Here is a 19275-nt window from a genome sequence, read left to right as displayed (position 1 = left end):
CGCGGGGTCAGCCGCGGGCGGCCTCGAACTCGGCGCGGGTGGGCGGGTCGGCGCCCGGCCGGGTGCAGGCCAGCGCCGCGACCAGCGCCGCGTCGTCCAGCAGCGCGACGAGGTCGGGCTCCGGGAGCTCCAGCAGCGCCGTCCGGTCGAGCACGCCGGTGCGCACCAGGCCGGCGAACAGCCCGGCGGCCAGGCTGTCCCCGGCGCCCACCGTGTCCACGACCTGCACCGGGGGCACGTCCCGGCGCAGCAGTGGCCGGCCGGGGCGGGCCGCGCGCAACGGCCGGCCGCCGTCGGTGACCAGCACCAGCGCCGGCCCCTCGGCCGCCCAGCGGGTGGCGGCCTCGTCCAGGTCGGCGTCGGGCTCCAGCCAGGCCATGTCCTCGGCGCTCACCTTGACCACGTCCGCGGTGCGCCGCAGTCCGGCGACCCGGTCCCGGACGGCGTCGGCGTCGGCGATGAGCGTGGGCCGGACGTTGGGGTCGAAGCTGACCAGCGCCGTCCCCTCCTCCCGGACCCGGGCCACCTGCGCGGCGATCGCCGCCGACCCCGGCGGTGTCCAGCTGGAGATCGACCCGACGTGCACGATCCGGGTGCCGGCCGGCCAGGCCCGGGCCAGCTCGTCGGGCGTCCACTGCCAGTCGGCGGCGCCGTGGGTGTGGAACGAGTAGCTGCCCGACCCGTCCCCGGCCAGCGCGACCACCGCCAGGCTCACCGGCTCCTCCGCGGCGACCATGGCGTCGGTGGCCACGCCGTTGCGCGCGGCGTGGTCGCGCAGCAGGTCACCGAACGGGCCGGCCCCGACCCGGGCCATCAGGTGCGTCGGGGCGCCCAGCCGGGCCGCGGCCACCGCGACGTTCAGCGCGTTGCCGCCGGGGAAGGCGGTGTACTGCGGCGGGGGCGGTGCGGCGGGACGGGTGCCCGGCGCGGCGGCCTCCTGGCTACCGGCCGGCGTGCTGGGCGAGACCGGGATCAGGTCCACGACCAGCTCCCCGACGACGGTGATCACCGGCACACCGTAGCCGCGGGCCGGGGCATCAGCCGAGCGAGGCGATCAGGTCCCGGCGGGCACACCTTTGCGATCCGGTGACGGATCGCCACATGCGCGACGCGGGGCTTCCACGAGGGCGTCCGGCCGCTCAGGGTGGACGCATGGTCTCCGTCTGGGTACAGAGCGTGCACAACCTGCACTGCATCCGATGCGACAGCCGGCTCGTCGAGCAGGCCGGGCGCTTCGCCGTCGCCGAGCGGCCCACGCCGGTCTACGTCGGTGAGGTGGGCACCCTGCAGTGCCCGGAGGGCCATCCCCTCCCGCCGCGCGACGAGCTCTATGCGCACCGCGAGCAGCGCGGCCTGCCCCGTGCGGCCCCGGTGTCGGAGGTCGACGCCCCCTCCGCGGAGCGCCCGCTCATGTCGGTGGAGCGGTGAGCAGCGCGGCGTAGTCCGCCGCGGTCAGCGGCGCCGAGCTCAGCTCGCCCGAGGGCAGTGGTGCCTCGACCGGGAGCCCGTCGCGGCTCAGCAGCACCTCGTCCACCCCCGCCACGCTGGTGGCGGTGAGCACGATCTGGGCGACCGTGCGCCGGCTGTCCCGTCCGGACGGCGCGTCGACGTCGTTCTCGAAGGAGATCGTCGCCGTCGACCCGGAGAGGTCGGCCAGGGCGAGCTCGGTGCCCGGCGGCAACGCGGTGGAGAGCTGGTCGTCCCGCTCCGCGCGGGTCGGCCCCTCGGTCAGGTCGCGCAGCAGGTCGGCCAGCCGATCGGCCGTCCCTCCCGCGGGCACCTCGCGCGGCCGGGGGACCAGCACGTCCTCGGCGGTCACCAGGTACACGTGCGGCTGCTCGGTGCCCGGCTGCGCCGGGACGGACGACGACGGCGGGGTGCTGGGCGACGCGAGGGCCGAGGGCACCTCCGAGCTGGGGATCGCCTCCGGTGGTCCACCCGTGGGCACCCCGCAGGAGACGAGCGCGAGGGGCACCGCGAGCGCGAGGGGCAGGGCGAGCGTGAGCGGGGCGAGCCGGCGGTGGGGGCTCACGACGACGCCGCCGGCAGCGCGGGAGCGGACGACGCCGCGGGCAGCGCGATGCTGAACCGGGCCCCGCCGTCGGGGCCGGGCGCGCACCAGGCGGCGCCGCCCAGGTGCGTGGCGGTCTCGGCGACGATGGCCAGCCCCAGCCCGGCGCCGGGCAACGACCCGCGGGCCGCGCGCGGGCCGCGGGCGAACCGCTCGAACACCCGCTCCCGGTCCTCGGCGGCGACGCCCGGTCCGTCGTCGTCGACGTGCAGCACGACGGAGTCGCCGAGGCGCTGGACCTGCACCGCCCGCACCCCGCCGGCGTGCCGGTCGGCGTTCTCCACCAGGTTGCGCACGGCCCGCTCCAGCGGGAGCTTGCGGGCCAGCACCGTGGTGCTCTCCTCGTCGTCGGCGGCCAGCAGGTCGACCGGGTGGCCGGTGCGTTCGAGCACCTCGCGGACGAGCGCCGCGACGCTCACCGCCGGCGCGGCCGTCCCGGGCGAGGCGTCGTCCGCGCCGGGGGAGTCGCGGGAGTTGTCCAGCTTCGCCAGCTCCAGCAGGTCGTCCAGGGTCCGGCGGAAGCGGTCCAGCTCCGACTGCACCAGCGCCAGCGCCTCGCGGCCCCGCGGGGTGAGGTCGTCACGGCGGCCGGCCAGCACCTCGACGGTGGTCACCAGGCTGGTCAGCGGGCTGCGCAGCTCGTGGCTGACGTCCCCGACGAACCGGGCGTCCCGGTCGATCCGCGCGGAGAGCGCGTCGACCATGCTGTTGAAGCTGCCCACGATCGCGATCAGGTCGGGGTCGTCGGTCGGGGGGAGGCGGGTGGCCAGGTCGCCCCCCGCGATCGCGGTCGCGGCGCCGGCCACCTGCTCCAGCGGTTGCACCGCACGGCGGCTGGCCCAGCTGCCGAACGCCGCGCCGGCCAGGGTCGCCGCGCCGGCACCGGCGGCGAGCACCGCGCCGAGGGTGCGCAGCGAGAGCTCCAGTTCGGTGAGCGGGGCCAGCTCGTAGAACTCGACGTCGGTGCCGGGCAGCCGGGTGCCGACCACCACGCGCGGCCCGGTCCGGGAGTCGGTGCGCGCAGTGGCCGGCTCACCGGCGGCGACCTGCTCCTGCAGCACCGTCGGGACGTCGCGGGCGCCCACCTCCAGGCTGGAGGAGTACCAGGCGCCCCCGCTGCGCACGACCACGTCGCCGCCGCCGGAGGGCACCAGCTCGCCGAGCGCGTCACCGACCTCCGTGCCGGCGGTGGACAGCCGGCTGCGCAGCAGGCTCGCGTCGGTGAGGGCCTGCCGGACGGCGGAGCGCTCCCGCTGGTCGAGCAGGTAGTTGCGGGCCAGCACGAAGGTGGTCACCACCAGGACGGCGGAGACGAGCAGCGTGCCGGCGGCGAACCCGAGCACGATCCGCGAGCGCAGCCCGCGCGGGCGCTGGTTCCACCTCACGGCAGACCCGGCTTCACTGCAGGTCCAGCCGGTACCCCAGCCCGCGGACGGTGACCACCACCTGCGGGTTGCCGGCGTCGAGCTCGATCTTGGTGCGCAGCCGCCGGACGTGGACGTCCACGATCCGCTCGTCGCCGAAGAACCCGTGCTCCCAGACCCGGCTGAGCAGCTCCTGGCGGCTCAGCACCCGGCCGGGCACGGAGGCGAGCTCGCAGAGCAGCCGGAACTCGGTCAGCGTCAGGGCCAGCTGCTCCTCGCCCCGGTGCACGGTGCCGCGTTCCTGGCGCAGCACCAGCGGCGCTGCGGCGTGCGCGTCCAGCACCACCTCCGGGGTGGCGTTCTCCGCGGCGCCCGGCCGCGGGGCGCCGCTGGACACCCGGCGGCGCAGCGCGCGCAGCCGGGCCGTGACCTCCTTGAGCTGGAAGGGCTTGGTCACGTAGTCGTCGGCGCCGGCCTCCAGCGCGGCCACGATGTCGTGGGTGTCGGCCCGGGCGCTGACCACGATGATCGGCAGGTCGTGGTCCCGCCGGACCTCGCGGATCACGGCGAAGCCGTCCATCGCCCCGAGCATCAGGTCGACGAGCATGAGGTCGGGGACGGCGACGGCGACGCGGCGGACCGCGTCCTCGCCGTCGACGGCCTCCTCGACCAGGTAGCCCTCGTCCTCGAGTGCCCAGCGCAGGGCGGTGCGGATGTGGTCGTCGTCCTCGACGACGAGGAGACGCGGCGGCACGCGGGACATGTTGCCATTCGGCCCGGCGGGCAGCGCCGGTGCAGTGCGGTCGTCATCGGATCGCAAATGAACGGACGGGTCGTTCGTCACCCCCCACGGGCACTGTTGCCCAGGGGCGCACCGAACGGCGCCCGGCCGAGGAGGACCGCATGACCACCAGCACCGCAGCCCGGCAGACGTCCGTGCGACCGGACGACCGCAGCGGCGACGAGCGGCTGGTCCAGCTCTGCGAGGCCGACGTCTGCGACGGGCTGGCCGACGTGCGGTGGCTGCTGCACCAGGCCCTCCTCGGCGGTGCCCGGCGGATCGTCGTCGACCTGACCGAGGTGCCCCACCTGGCCAGCCCCGCGCTCGCCAGCTTCCTCTGGGCGCACCGCATCTGCCGCGCCCGCGGTGGCGCCGTGGTGCTGCGCGGCGCCGACCGGCGCACGCAGGACGTGCTGCGCCGCACCGGTCTGCAGCACGTGCTGCACGTCGAGCCGCGCCGGCCCCGGAGCGCCGCGTGACCCGGTCGGCGCACCAGCCGGAGACCGCCTACCAGCAGTTCGTCGACGCCCGGGCCGGAGCGATCCGGGCCGGCGGCCGGCTGAGCGTGCAGGGCGCGGACCTGATGCGCGGTGCGGTGCTGGTGCTGCAGGGGCACGGGCACCGGCGGGTGGTCCTCGACCTGGAGGGGGTGCAGGCCGTCGACGACGACGGACTGCACGCCCTCCGCTCGCTCCAGGACGCGATGTCGGCCACCGGCCGGGAGCTGGTGCTGCTGCACCCGCCTGCCGGGGTGGGTGCGCGGTGAGCACCCGGCACAGCTGCCCGGGCTGCGGGGCACCGGACCCCGAGGAGGTCCGCGACCCCGGCGACGACCCGGGCTGGTGGTCGCGGCTGCGCTGCCGCGCCTGCGCCTACGAGTGGGCCGCCGGCGCCTGAGCGCCCGGCTCGTCCGCCGACCCGGTCACCACCACGTCCGGGGCGTCGTCGACCACGCCGTCGGTGTCCGGCGCGGCGGGCGCTGACGTGACCTCCCCGGCGGTGCGCGCCGGGGCCGGCAGGTCGGCCTCGTCGGTGACCGCCTCACCCCGGGCGACCATCCCGGCGACGTCGGACAGCGGGATCTCCTTGATCAGCAGGGCGAGCACGAAGGCGATGGCGAACGCGGGGAGCAGGTAGCCGAAGACCGGGGCGAGGGAGTCGGCGTAGGCGGCGACGATCGCCGACCGCAGCGGCTCCCCGGCGGCCTGCACCGCCGCGGGGACGAGGGTGTCCGGGGAGACGATCCCCGCCGCGGCCGCCTCCTGGGCGTTCGCGGCCAGGGCGCCGCCCAGGTTCTCGGCCAGCCGGCTGGTGAAGATGGTGCCGAAGACCGCCACGCCGAGGGTCGCGCCGACCTCGCGGAAGTAGTTGTTGGTCGCCGTGGCCGAGCCGATGTCCCGCGCGGAGACCGCGTTCTGCGCGACCAGCACCACGATCTGCATGATCAGGCCCAGGCCCAGCCCCATGACGAACAGCTGGGAGCCGACCACCCAGACCGGCGTCTGCCCGCTGAGCGTGGTCATCCACGCCATCGCGGCGGCGACCGTGGCCACCCCGACGACGGGGAAGACCTTGTACCGGCCGGTGCGGGTGGTGGCGATGCCCGACCCGATGGCGGTGATGAACAGGCCGCCCATCATCGGCAGCATCAGCAGGCCGGAGTTCGCCGCCGAGGTACCCGAGGCCATCTGCAGGAAGGTGGGCACGAAGGCGACCGCGGAGAACATGCCCAGCCCGACGGCGGCGCCCAGCGCGGTGGCCACCACGAAGCTGCGGCTGCGGAACAGCGACATCGGGATGATCGGCTGCGCGGCGCGCAGCTCGACCTGCACGAACGCGACCGCGGCGACGACGAACAGCGCCATCAGCCCGAGGGTCCGCGGGTCGGTCCAGCCGTCGCTGCCGCCCAGGTCGGTGAAGAAGATCAGCGACGCGGTGGCCGTCGACAGGGTGACGACGCCGAGCACGTCGACCGGCTCGGTGTTCCGCTTGCGCGGCAGGGCGAGGGCGAACCAGGCGACGACGAGCGCGGCCAGGCAGATGGGCACGTTGATCCAGAAGCACCACTGCCAGCCCAGGCTCGGGTGGTCGGTGAAGAACCCGCCGACCAGCGGCCCGGCCACCGCCGAGAGGCCGAAGACCGCACCGAGCGGGCCCATGTACTTGCCGCGCTCCCGGGCCGGGACGATGTCGGCGATGATCGCCTGGGACAGGATCATCATCCCGCCGCCGCCGAGGCCCTGGACGCCGCGCCAGAACACGAACGCGCCGAAGCTGGGGGAGAGGGCGGCGCCGACGCTGGCGATCGTGAACAGGCCCAGGGCGACGAGGAAGAGCGTGCGCCGGCCGAACAGGTCGCCGAACTTGCCGTAGACCGGCATGACCAGGGTGCTGGCCAGCAGGTACGCGGTGGTCACCCACGCCATCTGGGAGACCCCGCCCAGGTCGCCGACGATCGTCGGCATCGCGGTGGAGATGATCGTCTGGTCCAGGCTGGAGACCAGCATCCCGGCCACCAGCGCCGAGAAGATCAGGTTGATCCGCCGCCGGGTCAGGACGATCGGCGGTGCGCCGGCGGGCGCGGGGGTCGCGGTGGACACGGGTCTCCTCGGGGAGGGTCGGGCGGGTGGGTCGGGCGGGTGGGTCGGGCGGGTGGGTCAGTGGTGTGGGTCAGGGCAGCGCGGACCCGAGCGCGGCCACGTAGGCGGCCCGGGTGGCGTCGATGTGCTCGCGCAGGGACGAGTCGTCCTCGGCGTCGATCCAGCTGCGGCCGGCGAGCCGGAGCAGCGCCTGGGCGGTGGTGGCCAGCGCGGCACAGCCGAGGTCGGGTTCGGGCAGGCCGCGCCGGGTGGCCACCAGGGCGGCGACCTCCTGCTCGTGGGCGATCTCCCGGGCGATGTGGCCGGCCAGCAGCCGTGGTTCCTGCTGGGCCAGCTGCATCGCCTGCAGCAGACCCGTCCGGCCCTCCTGCTCGACCAGGTCCGACGGGTCGAGCAGCGTGAGCAGGTCGGCGAGCAGGTCACCGGAGGGGCCGCCGGCGGCGAAGGCCTTGCGCCCCTGGGGGCTCCCGAGGGGCGGCTCCTCGCCGAGGAGCGCCGCCTCCTTGGACTCGAAGTAGTTGAAGAAGGTGCGCAGCGAGACGCCGGCGGCGGCGCAGACCTGGTCCACCGTCACCCCGTCGAGCCCGTGCTCGAGGGCGAGCGTGGTGGCGGCGGCGCGCAGTGCGCGGCGGGTCGCGGCCTTCTTGGCCTCGCGCAGGCCGGCAGGTTCTTGCACGCCGTGCATTCTTGCACGCCATGCAACCAACAGGTCGGCGACTCACCCCGTCCGGGTGACGAGGTCGGTCAGCCCAGGGTGGCGCCGGCGACCAGCGCGGTCACCGCCCCCGCGCCCAGCCCGACCGCGAGCACCCCGACCGCACCGGTGGCCGCGGCGCCCCGGGCCCACGGGCGGTCGTCGGGCTCCCGCTCGTCGTCCTCGTCCCCGTCGTGAGCGGGGCGGCCCTCCCGGGACAGCGCCGGGACCAGCCACCGCAGGTAGTAGGCGAGGCTGATCACGGTGTTCACCGCGGCGACCACCACCAGCCACGCCAGCCCGCCGTCCCAGGCTGCGGTGAACACGGTGAGCTTGCCGAGGAAGACGGCCGTCGGCGGCGTGCCGACGAGGCTGAGCAGGCTGATGACCAGCGCGGCGGCCTGGCCCGGGCGCCGCCGGGCCAGGCCCCGGGAGTCCGTCAGCGCCGTCGTGCGCGGATCGCCGGCGAGCACCGCGAAGGCGGTGAGGTTGGTGACCGCGTAGCCGGCGAGGTAGGTCAGCAGCGCGGGCACGGCGGCGTCGGTGGCGCCGACGACGGCCACCGGCATGAGCAGGTACCCGACCTGGCTGACCGTCGACCAGCCCAGCAGCCGGCGGGCGTCGGTCTGGCCGAGCGCGGCGAGGTTGCCCAGCGTCATGGTGAGCGCGGCGAGGAGTCCGAGCAGCAGTGGCCACGGCAGCGACCCGGGCAGCACGTCGACCAGCCGGATCATCGCGACCAGCGCCCCGATCTTCGGCACGGTGGTGAGGAAGGCCGCCGCGGCGGTGCCGGCCCCCTGCGTGGCGTCGGGCACCCAGAAGTGCAGCGGCACCCCGCCGGCCTTGAACAGCAGGCCGCCCAGCACACCGACGGCCCCCACCGCGACGGGCGCCTCGGGTGCGCCGGCCAGCCCGGTGGCCAGCCCGGCGTAGGCGGTGCTGCCGGCCATGCCGAACAGCACGCTGCAGCCGAGCAGCAGCAGGATCCCGGACAGCGCACCCAGCAGGTAGGTCTTGAGCGCGGCCTCGGCGGCCCGGGCGCTGCGGCCCAGCCCGACGAGCGCGTAGAGCGGGATGCTGGACAGCAGGAAGCCGACCGCCAGCACCAGCAGGTCGTCGGTGGCCGCGAGCACCACCGCGCCCAGCGAGCCGAGCAGCAGCAGGGCGTAGGTCTCGCTCTCCCGCACCTGGCCGGCGAGCTCCTCCACGCCGAGGCCGATCACCAGCAGCGTGGAGGCGACGACCACCAGCCGGGTGATCCCGGTGGGGGTGTCGACGACGAAGGCGCCGAACACGGTGCGCGCCGGGTCGCCCAGCGCCAGCGCCGCCGCGATGCCGGCGGTCAGGAGGGCGGCGACCGCCACCAGCCGGGCCACCCACTGCCGCCGCTGGGGCAGGAACGAGCCGGCCAGCAGGGCGACGACGGCGCCGGCGAGCAGGCTGATCTCCGGCAGCAGCGCCAGCGGGGCCATCTCGGTCACGGCGCGACCCCGGTCAGCGGCTCACCGGTCATCGGCTCACCAGCTCGACCACGAGGGAGGTGGCCGGGGTGATGACGTCCAGCAGCGGCCACGGGGCGACGCCGACGGCCAGGGAGAGCAGGAGCAGCCCGATGACCGGCCCGGCCTGCACCGCCCGCACGTCGGCGAACCCCACCGACCGGCCGCGGGTCTCCCCGGTGAACACCCGCTGCAGGGCGCGCAGGAACAGCGCGGCCGTGAGCAGGATGCCCGGCAGGGCGATCGCCGCCCAGGCCGTGGCGCCGATGCTGCCGGCGAAGACCTGGAACTCCGCGACGAACCCGCTGAGGGCCGGGATGCCCAGCGAGCCGAAGGCGGCGACCGCGAACAGCCCGGCGAGCACCGGCGCCGGCCGGGCCAGCCCGCCGTACTCGCCCATGGCGTAGCTGCCGGTGCGCTGGTGCAGCACCCCGGCGAGCAGGAACAGCGCCCCGGTGAGCAGCCCGTGGCTGACCATCTGGGTCACCGCGCCGGTGACCGCGAGCTCCCGGGCCGCCGTCCCGCTGCCGACCAGCCCGGCCGCGCCGACGGCGACCAGCACGTAGCCCATGTGGTTGATCGAGGTGTAGGCGATCATCCGCTTGAGGTCGGTCTGCGCGAGCGCGACCAGCGCGCCGTACAGCACCGAGACGACGCCCACCGCGAGCACGATCCAGGCCGCCCCCTGCCAGGCGTCGGGCATCGCCGGCATGGCGATCCGGACGAACCCGTAGGTGCCCATCTTCAGCAGCACCGCGGCGAGCACCGCCGAGCCGATGGCCGAGGCGTCGGTGTGCGCCGGCGGCAGCCAGGTGTGGAACGGGACGGTCGGGGTCTTGATGGCCAGCCCGACGAGCAGTGCGGCCAGCACGAACCCGCCGGCGACCGGGGAGTCGGCCAGCGGCGCGGCGGCCACCAGCTCGGGGATGTCGAAGGTGTGCGGGTCGGCGGCCAGGTACAGGCCGATGAAACCCAGCAGCAGCGCCAGGCTGCCCAGGAAGGTGTAGAGGAAGAACTGCAGCGCCGAGCGGCCCCGCTGCTCGCCGTGTCCCCAGCCGGCGATCGCGGCGTACATCCCGACGATCGACAGGTCGAAGAAGAGGAAGAACAGGATGAGGTCCTGGGCCACGAACAGGCCCAGGCAGGTGGCCTGCAGGGCCAGGAACAGCGCGGCCAGCTGCCGCGGCCGCCGGTCCTCCCGCAGCGAGTAGACCGCGCAGGCGCAGAACACGATCGCGGTCAGCGCCACCAGCGGCAGCGACAGCCCGTCGACGCCGACGTGGTAGCTGCTGTTCACCGACGGGATCCACCGGGCCTGCACCTCGTAGGCGAGGCCGCCGTCGGCCGGCGTCTCGTACCCGACGCACAGTGCGGTCACCAGGGCGAGGTCGGCGACGGTGGCCGCCACCCAGGCCCAGCGGGCGGTGCGGTCGGACACCCGCACCAGGGCCAGCGCCGCCGCGGCGACCAGCGGCAGGAACACGATCACGGTGAGCACGGGGGGTTACCTTCCGGCCAGCAGGAGGAGGGCCAGCGCGGCGGCGAGCGCCACGGTGGCCTGGACGTAGTACTGGTGCAGCAGCCCGGTCTGGGCCCGCCGGGCGAGCCCGCCCAGCCGCCGGGTGCCGGCGGCCGCGGCCCGGACGAGCCGGTCGGGCCCGGCCAGGTCGGCGCGGCCCGTCGCGCCGGCCAGCCGCAGGGTCGACCGGCCGGTGCCGGTGGTCGCCGGGGCGAGCGCGCCGTCGTCGAACCGGCCCAGCGCCCCGGCGGTGTGCAGAGCCGAGCGAGCCGTCCCGGCCACCGCGGGGGCGAGCACCCGGTCGTCGAACCGGGCGCAGAGCTCTGCCGCGCGCAGCACCGGCCGCACGACGAGCACGTCGGTGGCCCGGGCCAGCCCGAGCCACCCGGCCAGCCACCCGCGCAGTGAGGGCGAAAATGGCCATTTCCGCCCCGACACCACGACGCCGACGGCGGCGAGGAGGGCGGAAATGGCCATTTCCGCCCACGAGGCCGTGGGGGCAGCGGTGTCGCCGAGGGCGCGGCGCAACGCCTCGCCCACCGGCGGGAGGGCGAGCAGGCCGAGGACGGCGGCGCCGGCGGCGAGCACCACCAGCGGCGCCTGCTGCAGTCCGCCGACCCGGCGGGTGCCCTCCTCCTCGGTGTCGAGCCCATCGTCGGCGGGGTCGGCCGGCGCCGGCCGCCAGACCAGCCACAGCACCTTGCCGGCGTAGCCGGCCGACAGTGCGGCGGCCGCCAGCCCCACCAGGTACAGCGGCAGCGACTCCTCCCGGGCGCCGGCCAGCACCTCGTCCTTGGTCGCCCACAGCGAGAGCGGGACGACGCCGGCCAGCGCCAGCGCACCGATGCCGGCGCCGACGCCGACCAGCGGCCAGCGCCGGGCGGCACCGCGCAGCGCGGTCAGCTGCTTGGTGCCCAGCGCGGTCAGCCAGGCCCCGGCCACCAGGAACAGCAGCGCCTTCGTGGCGGCGTGCGCGACCAGGTGCGCCGTGCCGCCGGCGACCGACCCCACCCCGGCGCCCAGCACGACGAACCCCAGCTGGGCGGCGGTGGAGGCGGCGAGGAGCTGCTTGAGGTCGCGCTGGGCGATCGCCACCGCGCCGAGCAGCAGCGCGGTCAGCGCGCCGACCCACGCCGCGGTCGGGCCGGCCCAGCCGGTGGCGGCGAGCAGCGGTTCCATCCGCAGCAGCAGGTAGCCGCCCATGGCGACCATCGCCGCCGAGTGCAGCAGCGCGCTGACCGGGCTCGGCCCCTGCATCGCGGCGGAGAGCCACGCGGTGAACGGCAGCTGGGCGGCCTTGCCCAGCGCCGCGACGAGCATCCCGGCGGCGGCGACGTGCAGCCACGGGCCGTCGGCCGCCGCCAGGTCGTCCAGCCCCAGCCCGGCGCCGCCGGCCAGCGCGGCGCCGGCGGCGAGGTAGAGCCCCAGGTCGGCGGTGCGCGTGGTGAGGAACGCGGTCAGGCCCGCGCCGACCCGGTGCTCCTCCTGCCAGCGGAAGCCGATCAGCGCGTAGGAGGTCGCGCCCATCACCTCCCAGGCGACCAGCAGGGCGGGCAGGGTGCTCGCCGTGACCGTGACGACCACCGCGGCGAGGAACAGCAGCATCAGCCCGGTGAACCGCGCCCGGGCGCGCTGGAACGGGGCGCCGGCGTCGCCGGCGGCGAAGACCAGCACCAGCAGGGCCACCGCGGCGACCGCGGGGAGCACGACCGCGGCCAGCGCGTCGACCGCCAGCCCGAACGACGCCGCCGGGAGGAAGGGGACGGCGGTGGCCGGCCGGCCCAGGGCGACCGCGACGGCCAGCCCCAGCACCCCGGCCGCCGCCGTCACCCCGGCCGGCAGCGCCACGCGGTCCGCCCGGCGACCGAGCACGGCGAGCAGCGCCCCGACGACGGCCGGCAGCGCGACCGCCGTCCACAGCAGTCCGGTCACCGGGCCAGGTCCGTGGCCATGTCGGTCATGTCCGACTGCCTCGCCCGGTGCAGCAGCGTCGCAACGGCGAAACCCATGGCCATCTCCACCGTCATCGCGGTGATGACCACCAGCAGCAGCACCTGGCCGTCGGGGGAGGGGGAGAGGAACCACCAGAAGGCGGCCGCGGCCAGGATGACGCCGTTGAGCATCAGCTCCAGGCCCATCATCACCATGACCACGACCTGCTGGGAGATGGCGCCGTAGAGGCCCACGCTGAACAGCGCCGCCGCCACGACCAGGACGGTCTCGAGGGTCATCGGCCGGCCCCCCGGTCGAGGTCCCGGCCGCGCAGGTCGGCGCCCATCCGGTCGTAGCGGCTGCGCGGCAGGGCCAGCACGAGCGCGGCCACGATGGTGGCGAAGAGGACCGGCGAGACGGTCATCATCACCAGCATCTTCGACTCCATGACCGCCTCGCCCAGCGACGTCACCAGGTCGGCGGCCGGGGCGCCGCGGCGGGTGGGCCAGTCGACCAGCAGCGCGCCGCCGGCCAGCACGACGAAGGTGCCGATCGAGACCACCAGGGCCGGGCGCTTCCCGTGCACCATGCTCATCGGCATCAGCGCGGGGTTCATCCCCATGAACATGATCATGTAGATGGCCATGACCGCCATCTCCATCACCATCATGAGCACGGTGATCACGCCGAGGAACTGCAGGTCGAACAGCAGCAGGGTCAGCCCGACGGCGATGAAGGACGCCGCCAGCGCGTAGGTGGCCCGGGCCATCGAGTCGACCCGGAAGACCGCGACCCCGGTGGCGACCGCGATCACCGCGAGCACCCAGAAGACGATCCCGCTCAGCACTGCCGCCTCACCCCCGGACCACGACGACGACGGACACGACCAGCAGCTGCAGCAGCGTCAGCGGCAGCACGACCAGCCAGGCCGGGGCCACCAGCCGCTCCGGCCGGAGCACCGGCAACCGGCGGCGCAGCGCGACGAGCACCGCGAGCAGTGCGGCGGTCTTGAGCAGCGTCCAGAGCCAGGCCGGCAGCAGCGGGCCCTGCCCGCCGCCGAGGAAGGCGGTGGCGCCGAACGCCGCCCCGGCGGTGAGCAGCGCGTACCGGCCGGCGGTGACGAGCCAGCGGTCGACCCCCGAGGTCTCGGCGAGCACCCCGCCGGCGGTCGTCGACCCGGTGGCCGCGGCGAACGGGCCCCAGACGGAGAAGGCGAGCACCGCGCCGCAGAAGACGACGAACGCCACCGGCATCCAGACGACGAACCACAGCCCCTCCTGCGCGGCCACCAGGTCGCCGAGCCGCAGGCTCTGCGCGGCCACCGCCGGTGTGGTGAGCGCGAACATCAGCGGCAGCTCGTAGGCCAGCGCCTGGGCCAGGAACCGGAAGCCACCGACCAGGGCGTGCGCGCTGTTCGGGCCCCACCCGGCCAGCCAGACGGCGGCCCACAGCAGCACGTCCATCGCGTTGAACCAGACGACGCCCACCGCCAGGTCGGCCACCGTCCAGCGCCCGAGGGGCACCACGACCACCATGAGCAGCGCCGCGGTGAGCAGGCCGGCGCCGCCGATCCGCCAGAGCGGGACGTCGGCGGCGAGGGTGCTGCGGCGGCGCTGCCGGAACAGCCGTGCCGTCTCCGCGACCGGGGTCAGCAGCCCGCTCGCCGGGTGGTGGCCGAGCGACCGGGCCGCCAGGGCGCCGTCCAGCGCCGCCGCCGCGGCCGCGACGGCCAGCAGCAGCGCCGCCGCCAGCGGCACCCACGCGGAGGAGACCTGGTCGACGCTCACGACGTGGCCTCCGCCGGCGCCGGGGTCCGGTGTGCGGTGTCCAGGTCGAGGCTGGCCACCACCAGCCGGGCGGCGGCCAGGTCCAGCCCGGTCACCAGCTCGGCGACGTCGCCCAGGGTCGTGGTCCGCTCCGCCGCCGCGCCGTCGAGCCAGTGCAGCAGCCGGTCGTGGGCGTCGCCGTCGGGCAGCTCGCCCAGCCCGCGCAGCGACGCGCGCAGCAGCCGGGAACGCCGGATCCTGCGGGCGAGCCGGTCGGCGTCCCCCTGGTGGAGCTCGCCGTCGAGGGCGGCGTCCCGCAGCCGGGCGGCCCGCGTGGCTGCGTCGTCCCACCCGGCCAGGGCGAGCAGGGTTGCGACCGCGTCCCACCGGCCCGCGGGGGAGCGGCGCACGTCCTGCGCCGACGGGGGTGCCCCGTCGGCCGGCAGCACCTCCGGGACGGCCGCGACCACCAGGTCGCCCTGCAGCGTCGTGTGCAGCAGCAGGCCGGCGGGCCAGGACGGCAGCACCGGTCCCAGCGGCAGGTGCAGCACGTCGAGGTCCAGGCCGTCCGGGTCGGGCAGCTGGTCGTTCCCGCCGGCGCCGGCGAGCATGATCCCGCCGGGCATCGGCATGTCCATGTCCATGTCGCCGTGGTCGTACATGCCGCCGTGGTCCATGCCGCCGTGGTCCATGCCGCCGTGGTCCATGCCGCCGTGGTCCATGTCGCCGTGGTCCATGTCGCCGGGCTCGCCCGCGTCCGAGTCGCCGTCGTCCTCCTGGGCGGGACCGGGGTCGTCGAAGGCAGGCGGTTCGTCGTCCTGCGGCTCGGACGGCGTCGGCTCTCCCTCGACCCGCTCGGCGGCGCCGGTGCCGGGCGAGGGCTCGTCGGGCCGGTCGACGGCGTCGCGGCGCTGGGCGTCGCGGTCGGTGAGCTGGGTCAGGGCTGCATCGAGGGCGCCCGCGGCGGACGCCGGCTCGGTCAGCGCGGCCCGGGCGCGCGGACCGGGCAGCTGCGTCCAGACGTGGTCCACCGCGGTGGCCAGCCGGGCGCCGGGTCGGCCGCAGACCACCAGCACGTCGGCGTCGGCGGGGGAGAGGGCGGGCCGCCAGCCGCGGTCGCGCACCTCCCGCTCCACGGCCCAGCGGGTGGCCGCCCAGCCGGGCACCTCGACGACGAGCACCGCGGTCCGCCGGGTGGCGAGCCGGGTGATCAGGTCCACCGCAACGCACCTTCGCGCCAGGCCCACAGCACGCCGGCCATGAGCACGCCGAGCAGCACGAACATCTCCACGATCGCCGAGGTGCCGACCGTGGCGACGACCGTGGCCCACGGGTACATGAACAGCATCTCCACGTCGAAGGCGAGGAACAGCAGGGTCAGCGGGTAGTAGCGGGCCTCGAACCGGGAGAGCGCGTGCTCGGCGGGGCGCCAGCCCGACTGGAACGGCAGCGTCGGCACCGCGCCGGGGGCGACTGCGGTGCGGCGGTGCACCAGGTGCGCCACCAGGGCCCCGCCGACGGCGAGCCCGAGCATCAGGGCGGCGCTCAGGTAGGCGGCCACCTGCACCTCCACGACGTCGGACCGGGTTGCTGACCGCCGCCGCATACCCGTGCACCCGCGCGGGTAACCCGCGCGCCGTGGACCACGCGCATCCTGTCGACCCCGCCCGCGTCGCCGCCGTGCGAGCGCGGGTGCCCTCCCGTGACGAGGCGGCCGAGCTGACCGCCGTGCTCAGCCTGCTCGCCGACCCGACCCGCGCCCGGGTGCTCTACGCGCTCGACCAGGTGCAGGAGCTCTGCGTCGGCGACATCGCCCTGGGGCTGGACGCGACCGAGGACGCCGTCGGGTACGCGCTGCGGCTGCTGCGCACCGCCGGCTTCGTCAGCACCCGGCGCGAGGGGCGGGTGGTCTTCTACCGGCTGGCCGAGGGCTTCCCCGCGCCGCTGCGGGAGCACTGCCTGCGCAGCCTGGTCGAGCTGCCCCGGGCGCAGGCCGCCGGCGAGGGCTGACCCCGGCCGTCATCGGACGACCGGATTGAGCGCACATGACGATCCGACGACGGCGGCCGTGTCCGGGTGCGCTCACCGCGTCCGGCGGGGAGATTGCCTGCTCACGAGGCGGGAGCCGGTCTCCCGCCCACAGCCCACGGGGGTGTCCCATGGCCGAACTCGTCCTCGCTGCGCCCAGCCAGCGCCGAGCCCACCAGAGCGCACTCGCACGGATGTCCTGCTGCCCCACCTGTTCCGCTCCGGAGGTCGACGACTCCCCGGATGACTTCGACCCGCGCTCGTGGGTCGCCTACCTGGTGTGCCGCTCCTGCGGACACGAGTGGTCGGTCTCCTGCTGACCTGATCGACACCCGTGGGCGACCGGAGGTGCGACCGGCCCGATCCCGGGTAGCGGGCTGACCATGTGGTTCGACAGCTGGTCCGACCTGGGGCGCATCCTCGCCGTCGGGGCCTCCGCCTACGTGACCCTCGTCGTCGTCCTCCGGCTGTCGGGGAAACGGACGCTGGCCAAGCTCAACGCCTTCGACCTGGTCATCACCGTGGCCCTGGGGTCGACGCTGGCGACCATCGTCCTCAGCTCCGACGTCGCGTGGGCCGACGGCGCGGTGGCCCTCGGGCTCCTCGCCGGGCTGCAGTTCGTCGTCGCCTGGCTCACCAGCCGACGGCCCCGCCTGCGCGATGCCGTCACGGCCCACCCGACGCTGTTGCTGCACCGCGGGGAGCTGCTGGCGGACGCGCTCCGGCAGCAGCGGATGAGCGAGGCCGAGGTCCGTCAGGCGGTGCGGGCCAGCGGCCAGGGTGACCTGTCGACGGTCGCCGCGGTGGTGCTGGAGACCGACGGCACCGTCAGCGTGGTGCCCGACTCGGCGCTGGGCAGCGGTTCCGCGCTGGCCGACGTGCCGGGCGCCGCATCCCACCGGGCCTGACCGCCGTGGACTCCCTGGCGGTCTTCGGGCTGCTGCTGCTCGGCGTCGTCGTCCTCACCCCGGTCGCCGACCGGATCGGCGTGCCGCAGCCGGTGCTGCTCACCATCTACGGACTCGCCCTCGGCGTCGTCCCGTTCGTCCCCGCCCCGGACCTGCCGCCGGAGCTGATCCTGCCGATCGTGCTGCCGCCGCTGCTGTTCGCCACCACGCAGGCGACCTCGCTGCGGGAGCTGCGCTCGGCGGCGCGCCCGATCCTCGGCCTGGCGGTGGGGCTGACCCTGGTCACCGCCGCCGCGGTCGCGGTCGTCGGGCACGCCCTCGGCCTGCCCTGGGCGGTGGCCATCGTGCTCGGCGGCATCGTCGCCCCGCCCGACCCGGTCGCGGCCAGCGCGGTCGCCAGCCGGCTCAAGCTGCCGCCCCGGCTGGTCACGATCCTGGAGGGCGAGGGGCTGTTCAACGACGCCACCGCCCTGGTCGTCTACCAGCTCGCGGTCACCGCCGTCGTCGCCGGCGGGGTCACCGTGACCCAGGTCGGCGTCGGCTTCCTCGTCGCGGTGCTCGGCGGGGCCGCTCTCGGCCTGGCGGCCGGCTGGCTGGCCCGCAAGGCGCTCGGCCTGCTGCGCGACGCCGCCACCGAGACCACGGTGACCCTCGCGGTGCCCTTCGGCGTCTACCTGCTCGCCGAGGAGATCGGCGCCTCCGGCGTGCTCGCCGTCCTGTTCGCCGCGCTCTACCTGCGCACGGTCGCCACCAGCGAGGTCACCTCCGCCGGCTGGCTGCTGGGCCGCTCGGTCTGGCAGTACGTCGAGTTCGCCGTCAGCGGCCTGCTGTTCGCCTTCCTCGGCCTGGAGCTGACGACGGTCTTCGGCACCACCTCGTTGCTGGGCGACAGCCAGACGCTGCTGGTCGGCGGCGCGGTCATCGCCGTGCTCGTGGTGGTCCGGGCCGCGGCCATGTTCACCGCCTCCGGGCTGGCCGGCCGCCGGGCCCGGCGCACCGGCGCGGCCACGCCGTCGGGGTGGCGGGAGTCCGCGGTGGTCTCCTGGGCGGGGATGCGCGGGGTGGTCACGGTGGCCACCGCGCTGGCGCTGCCGGTCACCGTCGAGGGCGGCGGCCCGTTCCCGGCCCGGGAGGAGGTCGTGCTGGTCGCGCTGATGGTCGTCGTCGTCACCCTGGTCCTGCAGGGGCTCACCCTCGCCCCGCTCATCCGCCGGCTGGGCGTGGCCAGCGACGCCGACGTGCAGGCCGACGTCCGCCGGCTGCAGCGCCGGATCACCGAGGTGGCGCTGGAGCAGGTGCGGGCCGCCGACGACGTCCCGGCCGAGGTGCGCGCCGCGGTCCTCCAGCAGTACGAGGGGCGGCTCGGCTACCGCCGGTCGCTGGAGGGGCTCATCGACGGCGAGACCCGGGACGAGCGGATCGGGGAGGCGCTGCGCGAGCTGCTCGGCCGCGCCAGCGAGGCCGAGCGCGAGGCGGTGCTCGAGGCCCGGCGACGAGGCGAGGTGAGCCCGGCGGCCGCCGACGACGTGCTGTTCGACGTGGAGGCCCGGGCGCTGCGGTACGAGTCGTGACCGCTCCGCGGAAGCCACTGCGCGACGTGGTGGCACCGGACCTCGACGTGCTGTTCTGCGGGATCAACCCCTCACTGCTCTCCGCCGAGGTCGGGCACCACTTCGCCCGTCCGGGCAACCGCTTCTGGCCGGCGCTGCACCGGGCCGGGCTCACCCCCCGGCTGCTGACGCCGGCGGAGGACCGGGAGCTGCTGCGGTACGGCCTCGGCGTCACCAACGTCGTCGCGCGGCCGACCCGCACCGCCGCCGAGCTGACCCGCGAGGAGCTGCGCGAGGGGGGTGAGCAGCTCGCCGCGCTGGTCGGCCGGTACCGCCCGCGGGTGCTCGCCGTGCTGGGCGTGACCGCCTGGCGGGTGGCCTTCGACCGGCCGAAGGCCCAGCTGGGCCCGCAGCCGGAGCGGGTGGGTGGCGCGCTGACCCGGGTCGCGCCCAACCCCAGCGGGCTCAACGCCCACCACCAGCTGCCCGACCTCGCCCGGCTCTACGGCGAGCTGCGCGAGGCCGCCCGGAGCTGAGCCGCCGCCCCCGCGGTGGGAGGCTGC

At 75.8% G+C, this 19275-nt stretch carries 22 protein-coding genes; 8 read left to right on the top strand and 14 right to left on the bottom strand.

Annotated elements, in window-relative coordinates:
* Window positions 1-7: 7 nt before the first annotated feature.
* Entirely contained in the window at window positions 8-1009 is a 1002-nt protein-coding gene (locus tag JD78_RS08070) for a PfkB family carbohydrate kinase (protein ID WP_228395240.1), read from the bottom strand.
* Window positions 1010-1152: 143 nt separating this feature from the next.
* On the opposite strand from JD78_RS08070, the gene JD78_RS08065 reads away from it, so the two are divergent.
* On the top strand, window positions 1153-1428 hold the full coding sequence (locus JD78_RS08065; RefSeq protein ID WP_153361180.1) for a hypothetical protein: 276 nt from the start codon (window positions 1153-1155) through the stop codon (window positions 1426-1428).
* Here the strand turns inward: JD78_RS08065 and JD78_RS08060 are convergent.
* From JD78_RS08060 to JD78_RS08050, 3 genes are read right to left on the bottom strand one after another with little or no spacing between them, the layout of a single operon-like run.
* The gene (locus JD78_RS08060; RefSeq protein WP_153361179.1) at window positions 1409-2032 is read right to left on the bottom strand and encodes a GerMN domain-containing protein; all 624 of its coding nucleotides are present in this window, start codon (window positions 2030-2032) and stop codon (window positions 1409-1411) included. The two genes, JD78_RS08065 and JD78_RS08060, sit on opposite strands and share 20 nt — an antisense overlap.
* Window positions 2029-3456, bottom strand: a complete 1428-nt coding sequence (locus JD78_RS08055; RefSeq protein WP_228395239.1) for a sensor histidine kinase — start codon at window positions 3454-3456, stop codon at window positions 2029-2031. Before JD78_RS08055 ends, JD78_RS08060 begins: the two co-directional genes overlap by 4 nt.
* A gap of 13 nt (window positions 3457-3469) precedes the next feature.
* Window positions 3470-4198, bottom strand: a complete 729-nt coding sequence (locus tag JD78_RS08050; protein WP_153361178.1) for a response regulator transcription factor — start codon at window positions 4196-4198, stop codon at window positions 3470-3472.
* Between the two features lie 140 nt (window positions 4199-4338).
* On the opposite strand from JD78_RS08050, the gene JD78_RS08045 reads away from it, so the two are divergent.
* Genes JD78_RS08045 through JD78_RS22550 form a run of 3 tightly spaced genes read left to right on the top strand, consistent with a single transcriptional unit; the run spans window position 4339 to window position 5113 of the window.
* On the top strand, window positions 4339-4695 hold the full coding sequence (locus JD78_RS08045) for an STAS domain-containing protein (RefSeq protein ID WP_153361177.1): 357 nt from the start codon (window positions 4339-4341) through the stop codon (window positions 4693-4695).
* Complete coding sequence (locus tag JD78_RS08040) at window positions 4692-4982, top strand: STAS domain-containing protein (RefSeq protein ID WP_153361176.1); 291 nt, start codon at window positions 4692-4694, stop codon at window positions 4980-4982. The genes JD78_RS08045 and JD78_RS08040 overlap by 4 nt, the downstream gene beginning before the upstream one ends.
* A complete protein-coding gene (locus tag JD78_RS22550; RefSeq protein WP_267128569.1) occupies window positions 4979-5113 on the top strand; it encodes a hypothetical protein in 135 nt (44 codons plus the stop codon). Before JD78_RS08040 ends, JD78_RS22550 begins: the two co-directional genes overlap by 4 nt.
* On the opposite strand, the gene JD78_RS08035 is transcribed toward JD78_RS22550, so the two are convergent.
* From JD78_RS08035 to JD78_RS07990, 10 genes are all read right to left on the bottom strand, one after another.
* Window positions 5089-6816: an MDR family MFS transporter gene (locus JD78_RS08035; RefSeq protein WP_153361175.1), complete on the bottom strand. Its 1728-nt coding sequence runs from the start codon at window positions 6814-6816 to the stop codon at window positions 5089-5091. The genes JD78_RS22550 and JD78_RS08035 overlap by 25 nt on opposite strands.
* A gap of 70 nt (window positions 6817-6886) precedes the next feature.
* Window positions 6887-7492 (bottom strand): TetR/AcrR family transcriptional regulator, encoded by a 606-nt coding sequence (locus tag JD78_RS08030; RefSeq protein ID WP_166521070.1) that lies wholly within the window; start codon window positions 7490-7492, stop codon window positions 6887-6889.
* Between the two features lie 68 nt (window positions 7493-7560).
* The gene (locus tag JD78_RS08025) at window positions 7561-8982 is read right to left on the bottom strand and encodes an NADH-quinone oxidoreductase subunit N (RefSeq protein WP_153362117.1); all 1422 of its coding nucleotides are present in this window, start codon (window positions 8980-8982) and stop codon (window positions 7561-7563) included.
* Between the two features lie 37 nt (window positions 8983-9019).
* A complete protein-coding gene (locus tag JD78_RS08020) occupies window positions 9020-10507 on the bottom strand; it encodes a complex I subunit 4 family protein (protein ID WP_153362113.1) in 1488 nt (495 codons plus the stop codon).
* Between the two features lie 6 nt (window positions 10508-10513).
* Complete coding sequence (locus JD78_RS08015; protein WP_166521069.1) at window positions 10514-12460, bottom strand: proton-conducting transporter transmembrane domain-containing protein; 1947 nt, start codon at window positions 12458-12460, stop codon at window positions 10514-10516.
* Window positions 12457-12759, bottom strand: coding sequence for an NADH-quinone oxidoreductase subunit NuoK (locus JD78_RS08010; RefSeq protein WP_153362111.1), 303 nt, complete (start codon window positions 12757-12759; stop codon window positions 12457-12459). The genes JD78_RS08015 and JD78_RS08010 overlap by 4 nt, the downstream gene beginning before the upstream one ends.
* On the bottom strand, window positions 12756-13307 hold the full coding sequence (locus tag JD78_RS08005; protein WP_153362110.1) for an NADH-quinone oxidoreductase subunit J family protein: 552 nt from the start codon (window positions 13305-13307) through the stop codon (window positions 12756-12758). The genes JD78_RS08010 and JD78_RS08005 overlap by 4 nt, the downstream gene beginning before the upstream one ends.
* A 7-nt stretch (window positions 13308-13314) precedes the next feature.
* Window positions 13315-14247, bottom strand: coding sequence for an NADH-quinone oxidoreductase subunit H (locus tag JD78_RS08000; protein WP_153362109.1), 933 nt, complete (start codon window positions 14245-14247; stop codon window positions 13315-13317).
* Window positions 14244-15446, bottom strand: a complete 1203-nt coding sequence (locus tag JD78_RS07995) for a hypothetical protein (RefSeq protein WP_153362108.1) — start codon at window positions 15444-15446, stop codon at window positions 14244-14246. The genes JD78_RS08000 and JD78_RS07995 overlap by 4 nt, the downstream gene beginning before the upstream one ends.
* Window positions 15437-15787: an NADH-quinone oxidoreductase subunit A gene (locus tag JD78_RS07990; protein ID WP_228395387.1), complete on the bottom strand. Its 351-nt coding sequence runs from the start codon at window positions 15785-15787 to the stop codon at window positions 15437-15439. The genes JD78_RS07995 and JD78_RS07990 overlap by 10 nt, the downstream gene beginning before the upstream one ends.
* A gap of 131 nt (window positions 15788-15918) precedes the next feature.
* On the opposite strand from JD78_RS07990, the gene JD78_RS07985 reads away from it, so the two are divergent.
* The 4 genes from JD78_RS07985 to mug all read left to right on the top strand — a co-directional run bounded on the left by JD78_RS07985 (window position 15919) and on the right by mug (window position 19248).
* Window positions 15919-16236 carry an ArsR/SmtB family transcription factor gene (locus JD78_RS07985; protein WP_228395386.1) on the top strand — a complete coding sequence of 106 codons (318 nt, stop codon included), beginning with the start codon at window positions 15919-15921 and terminating at the stop codon, window positions 16234-16236.
* Window positions 16237-16637: 401 nt separating this feature from the next.
* Entirely contained in the window at window positions 16638-17162 is a 525-nt protein-coding gene (locus tag JD78_RS07980) for a DUF421 domain-containing protein (RefSeq protein ID WP_153362106.1), read from the top strand.
* A 5-nt stretch (window positions 17163-17167) separates the two neighbouring features.
* Window positions 17168-18733 (top strand): Na+/H+ antiporter, encoded by a 1566-nt coding sequence (locus tag JD78_RS07975; RefSeq protein WP_166521068.1) that lies wholly within the window; start codon window positions 17168-17170, stop codon window positions 18731-18733.
* Window positions 18730-19248 (top strand): G/U mismatch-specific DNA glycosylase, encoded by a 519-nt coding sequence (gene mug / locus JD78_RS07970; RefSeq protein WP_153362104.1) that lies wholly within the window; start codon window positions 18730-18732, stop codon window positions 19246-19248. Before JD78_RS07975 ends, mug begins: the two co-directional genes overlap by 4 nt.
* Window positions 19249-19275: the final 27 nt, after the last annotated feature.

This window comes from Modestobacter roseus (assembly GCF_007994135.1).
GTDB classification, from domain to species: domain Bacteria; phylum Actinomycetota; class Actinomycetes; order Mycobacteriales; family Geodermatophilaceae; genus Modestobacter; species Modestobacter roseus.
This window is presented reverse-complemented; position numbering and strand designations above follow the sequence as displayed.

Excerpts from the sequence above, each read along its gene's own strand:
- JD78_RS08050 (WP_153361178.1), bottom strand. The coding sequence starts at position 4,198 with ATGTCCCGCGTGCCGCCGCGTCTCCTCGTCGTCGAGGACGACGACCAC.
- JD78_RS08025 (WP_153362117.1), bottom strand. The coding sequence starts at position 8,982 with ATGGCCCCGCTGGCGCTGCTGCCGGAGATCAGCCTGCTCGCCGGCGCC.
- JD78_RS08045 (WP_153361177.1), top strand. The coding sequence starts at position 4,339 with ATGACCACCAGCACCGCAGCCCGGCAGACGTCCGTGCGACCGGACGAC.
- JD78_RS08010 (WP_153362111.1), bottom strand. The coding sequence starts at position 12,759 with ATGACCCTCGAGACCGTCCTGGTCGTGGCGGCGGCGCTGTTCAGCGTG.
- JD78_RS08065 (WP_153361180.1), top strand. The coding sequence starts at position 1,153 with ATGGTCTCCGTCTGGGTACAGAGCGTGCACAACCTGCACTGCATCCGA.
- JD78_RS07980 (WP_153362106.1), top strand. The coding sequence starts at position 16,638 with ATGTGGTTCGACAGCTGGTCCGACCTGGGGCGCATCCTCGCCGTCGGG.